This is a genomic window from Clostridium sp. D53t1_180928_C8 (assembly GCF_015667795.1).
In the GTDB taxonomy this organism is placed as follows: Bacteria; Bacillota; Clostridia; order Clostridiales; family Clostridiaceae; genus Clostridium.
In genome coordinates this window covers 1-5,091 of record NZ_JADPEL010000093.1, presented here as the reverse complement: position 1 = coordinate 5,091, position 5,091 = coordinate 1, and the positions used below count along the sequence as shown (strand labels likewise).

General features: G+C 27.7%; 4 protein-coding genes and 2 pseudogenes. 1 reads left to right on the top strand and 5 read right to left on the bottom strand.

Annotated elements, in window-relative coordinates:
• Positions 1 to 300 precede the first annotated feature (300 nt).
• Positions 301 to 621, top strand: a complete 321-nt coding sequence (locus tag I4V51_RS20340) for a hypothetical protein (protein WP_195990266.1) — start codon at positions 301 to 303, stop codon at positions 619 to 621.
• 411 nt (positions 622 to 1,032) lie between these two features.
• Here I4V51_RS20340 and I4V51_RS21305 read toward each other — a convergent pair whose 3' ends face one another.
• The 5 genes and pseudogenes from I4V51_RS21305 to I4V51_RS21295 all read right to left on the bottom strand — a co-directional run.
• Positions 1,033 to 1,569: a nitroreductase family protein gene (locus I4V51_RS21305; RefSeq protein WP_243281588.1), complete on the bottom strand. Its 537-nt coding sequence runs from the start codon at positions 1,567 to 1,569 to the stop codon at positions 1,033 to 1,035.
• Between the two features lie 644 nt (positions 1,570 to 2,213).
• Positions 2,214 to 2,765, bottom strand: a pseudogene (locus I4V51_RS20330) (sulfite exporter TauE/SafE family protein); the annotation flags it as partial.
• Positions 2,747 to 3,418 carry a nitroreductase family protein gene (locus I4V51_RS20325; RefSeq protein WP_195990265.1) on the bottom strand — a complete coding sequence of 224 codons (672 nt, stop codon included), beginning with the start codon at positions 3,416 to 3,418 and terminating at the stop codon, positions 2,747 to 2,749. The gene I4V51_RS20325 and the pseudogene I4V51_RS20330, both read right to left, overlap by 19 nt.
• A gap of 29 nt (positions 3,419 to 3,447) precedes the next feature.
• Positions 3,448 to 3,801, bottom strand: a complete 354-nt coding sequence (locus tag I4V51_RS21300; protein WP_347708677.1) for a metalloregulator ArsR/SmtB family transcription factor — start codon at positions 3,799 to 3,801, stop codon at positions 3,448 to 3,450.
• 81 nt (positions 3,802 to 3,882) lie between these two features.
• Positions 3,883 to 4,566 (bottom strand): annotated as a pseudogene (locus I4V51_RS21295) (N-acyl homoserine lactonase family protein); the annotation flags it as partial.
• Positions 4,567 to 5,091 lie beyond the last annotated feature (525 nt).

Below are 5,091 nucleotides of genomic sequence, written 5' to 3'. Positions count from 1 at the left end.
TTATAGCAGATGCTAATATAATTAAAAAAATACTAATACTAGTATTAATTCTAGCATTAATACTTTTATAGTTTTTTGTAATCGTTTTCTCAAAATGAAAGTAATACGTATTATCTTTTCCAAATTATACCATATTATGTATTTAAATTCTACCTACTTTGTATTATATATTGGAAATATAAGTTTTTTTATTTAAAGTCTTTTTTATCATTGAATATGTTAACTATAATTTATATGATATATCATCATATTTTCTCCGCTCTTTCATAAAATATTTATATAACTATTAAGAGGTGCTTCATGAAATCAACTGATAGTTTGACTTTAATAACTTTAACTAATAAATACTTAACTAGTGCTGCTAAATTAGTAGAAAGTGTTTTTAAACATGAAGATGAAGTAATAAAATCAGAGTTAGAAGCAAGTATAAATAAAAAAAATCTTACTTATTATAATAATCACTATGATAGTGATGTTAAAACTCTACAATATTTTATTGTTATAAATAATAAAGAAAAGTTTTTGGGTATAATTGGTATTTATGCTTCATTTGAGAACTTTGAAGATATAGATTGGATAGGTTGGTATTGTGTAAGCAAAAACATAGAGAGAAAGGTATAGGTATGCTTTTACTTAACTTTGTAATAAATGAATCAAAAGCTAGAGGAAAAAAATATCTTTGTCTTTATACCTCTACTGATAAATCTGAAAGAAATCCCCAAAAAATTTATGAGAAAAATAGATTTTATATAACTAACCGAGTTAAAAAAGATGGATATGAAATACTATTTTAAAAAAAAGGATTTATCTTTATCTGATAACTAATATGGAATCCCTAACTTCTATTAAAGTTAATTCTTAATCTGAAGTTAGGGATTTTAAAGATTAAATTTACTTTAATTTTTTCTATTAATTTCCCTCATTCTATTTAAAAGATCACCGTCTAAATCATTATTTTCTCCAACGCTACATAGACCTAGATGATAGCTTAAATATTTACCATAATTACTATTACATCTTTCCAGTAGCTGTTCAACATAATATATCCCTCGGTGTTATATTATCATTTAAAATACTTGCTAAAGCTCCATAAACTCCACTAGCTATCTGATGATAAGTAGCATTAGTTTTATATTTTTTATGAGTCTCCTTATTACTTAGGACATTATACATACAAGCTTCCTTATCTTCATATACCAATAATACACCAACTAAATCTTCACCTTTTAAAACAGCTATCTCTGGATCTAACACTTCCATTAGATGACTCCAAAGCTCATCAATATTATCTAAATAAGACTTAATCAAATTAGTAGTATGATCATTTACTTTATAAATAAAACCTGTTTCCATATTATACATTTTACCTAAGGTTATAGCTTCTTCATGAGACATTAAAGTCTTTGTGTCAGCACTACCATTTCCTACAAAAAATCGCCCAATATTACCTGCTGTAGGTGCTCTCATTGCAGCTTCTAAAATCGCATCTATATGTTCTTGCTCTATACATTGTGTTTTATATTTTCGTAATGATCTTCTCTCCATTATTGTTTTAATAACCTTGTTCATCTTATTCTCCCCTATCTACTCTATGATCTTTATTTTAAAAAAATCGTCTAAAGTATTGATTATTGCTTTAGATGTTTTATAACTTCTTCATCACCACTTATATATAATACCATTAATGAAATTTTTCTATATTGATATAATTAAGTTCTAAACATTTATAGTTATTGTTTTATTTAAATCACTATAATTTCCATCTTTCTATTTGTTTCTATACATTTTAGACCCATAAAACAAGTTTTTTCTATACATATTATACTAATTTACAAGTTAAATTTATACATTAATATTTACGTTATCATTAGTAGTAACATGTATATCCAGTATACTTAATTTTAAATATATTTAAAGCACCTACCTAAGTAAGTGCTTTAAACAATTATAATATAATCTATAGAAAATGTTAATCACTAGTATACCTTCAGATGATAATTTTAAACTTTTACATAAATAATTAATCCATATCTCCCATTAATATTTTCATCTTATATTTTGATCCAATAATCCCTTCAACTATCTTTTCAATTATTATTTCTTTATTCCATTTACTATTAAATCAAATGCTTGCTTCTAGCAATCATTAGGACACCTGGGTGTGCTAATTCTGGAAGTTCACTTTCAGAATTTGCTATTATCATAGTTGCAGCAATAACTACTAAGATAGCCCCCAATGTTCTATTTAATAATTTTTCTGATACTTTATTAGCAAATTTTGCTGCTGACTATGCTCCTATAAATGTAAATAACATGCATAGAAATAATATTTTAATATTAGAAACACCATCAATCATAAAATGAGATGTTGATCCAGTAAATGCTGTAAATGCCATGATAAATACACTTGTACCAACTGCTGTCTTTAATTCATATCCTAAAATACTTGTTAGAATTAAAAGCAGCATCATTCCTCCACCAGCACCTATAAATCCACAGATAAATCCTATCAATACTCCACATATTATAGACTGTATTATTTTAGTTTTTTATTTTTTCCCTAAGTATAAGCAGATACTGCACTTGCTAATACATCTAATGCTAATGCTATACCAACTGCTGTATATGCTGGAACATCAAGAAATGTAATTAGCATTGGAAGATATAACTGCTGCTGCACTTAAACCAGCTAACCCTGTTCCTATACCTGCTCCTAATCCTGCTATCAAACATACTAATATTGTTATCATTTTACCCAGTTCCATTCTGTTGTATTTCCTGCACCGATTTCAAAATGATATTTTACGATACCAAGATCTATCTTAGAATAAAATGCTGTTAATGCTTTAGCTTCTACTTTATTTTCATTTAATTTAATAATAAATTTCTGCTGATTAACTGCTGTTGGTGCAAGCTGTGCTGATTTCATTCCTTCTTTAAACCATACTGGCATTTCACCTTTAACATCAGAAAGTTCTTCTATAGTTTTACTTTTATGCTCTACTCCATTTGTTTCTCCATAACCTAATGCTATTACACAACGAAGTTTTTCATCTTTATTTACTATACAATTAACTTTAGATTTACTATAAGTAAGTGCTACCCAACAAGTATTAAGCCCTAATTGAGTAGCTTTTAATACCACTTTCTCTCCATAATAGCCACACCTTTCATCCAAATCCTCTCCTTTTTTACCAATAATAGCAATATAATTTTTAACATTCTTAAATTTTCCATAATGAGCCATAATACCATTAAATACATTAGGTTCATCAATACATAATTGAATATTCATTTTACCACTTTCATTGCATTCTTTTATAACTTTATTTAATTCATTTATTGTTTCCTTATCAATTTTTTTATCAGTATAACTACGTACTGAATGCCTTAATTCTACTGCTTTTAATATATCCATATCCATTCCCCTTATTTATTATATATTTTTTAAAATAATCTATATATATTTTTGTTTTTACATGAAACATCTTGAACAATTTCATATATATAATCAATTAAATCTTTAAGCTCTTTCCATTGTGTTTCACTAGCATTTACATAATAATAGTTTTTAGTTCCTTCACGTCTCATACTTATAATTCCTGCATCTTTTAATATTTGAAGATGATGTGATACTGCTGGTCTTGAAAGATGGGTCTTTTCCTTTATTTCACCAACTCTAATTCCATTACAATCACCTTCAAGTAAAGCAATAATTATTAATTGTCTTGTTTGATCACCTAAAGCTATAAAAGCTTTTTGAGGTTTTATATGAGAATCATGTGTTGCTAAAACATCAATACAACTTTTATCTTTTGAATTTTTTTGTACCCATTTTAACGCAGTTAACATATCCCTTTTATTACTTATTGGTCCTGGAAGTCTTAAATTTTCCCATGATTCTTTTGCATATCCACAATCTGCGGTAAGTAAAACAAACTTTTCATTATTTTCAATTCTAGCTATTATATTTCCCTCTGTATGTCCATGAGCATCAAGCATCAATACAGTCCCATCTTCAAATACATCAAACGCTCTATTAAATGGGCCATACTGTGATTTACACATCTTAAACGGAATTATATTTACATTTTCCCATAATTTATTATTATATCTTATATTACTCTTTTTTATTGCATCAAACTCTTCATCACTAATTAAAATTTTCTTAGCATCCTTTACTAGTTCTACTCCACTTACATGATCAACATCCATATGACTTAAAAATACATAATCTAAATCACTTGTATTTATATCCAAATTATTAAGTTGCTCATCAACTGCCATACCTTCCGGAAGTCTTGCCTTACTTGCATAATTTAATTTCCAAGACATGTGCTTCTTTTCATTAATTCTTACATCCTTATGCCATCCTGTATCAAATAATACTAATCCCTTAGGATGTTCAATTAAGTAAGCTGAAACTGGTAACCAAATTCTATGCTTGATACTTCTACCAATGCCTGTATAAGCTATTGGATTTTTTGAAACATCTCTAAATGGAACTGCAGGATCAACCCCAACATCCCCACAATGTAATATATGAATTTTAATTTTTTTCTTCATTTCCTTACCACCTTAATATTTACTTTAAACTTCTATCTATATATTTAAATTAGTTTATATTTTTAAACCATTCTACCATAAAAATCTCCTAATATTTCAATGGTAAAGAAAATCAAGACCATTTATAAATATTTTTACTCATATATTATTCAATTTGACATCGTTTTTTTATATACTCACCGCTTAAGCTATTCTGAACATACCTGCATAGCAGCTAGTATTCTTTTATACAAAAATGAAGGAAACTATATTTTTTCTAGTTCCCTTCATTAAAAATTTTATAGCCACTGCTTGCCCCTGGCAATCATTAGTATACCCAGGTGTCCTAATTCTGGAAGTTTACTTTCAGAATTTGCTATTAATGTTGTTGATGATATACATTTGAAAGATAGATATGTTACACCTTGTTATCAAGGAACCTTTATTCAAATTAAACGAATTTTAGGTAAATCAGGACCACCCGTAAAACGGGTGGTTTGCTCTACGCCTATAAGGCTCTGTTACTGGCCGTGCTACTCGCACGTC

What these genes read in the sequence shown, in the direction of transcription:
- I4V51_RS20340 (WP_195990266.1), top strand. Translation starts at nt 301, where the DNA reads ATGAAATCAACTGATAGTTTGACTTTAATAACTTTAACTAATAAATAC.
- I4V51_RS21305 (WP_243281588.1), bottom strand. Translation starts at nt 1,569, where the DNA reads ATGAACAAGGTTATTAAAACAATAATGGAGAGAAGATCATTACGAAAA.
- I4V51_RS20325 (WP_195990265.1), bottom strand. Translation starts at nt 3,418, where the DNA reads ATGGATATATTAAAAGCAGTAGAATTAAGGCATTCAGTACGTAGTTAT.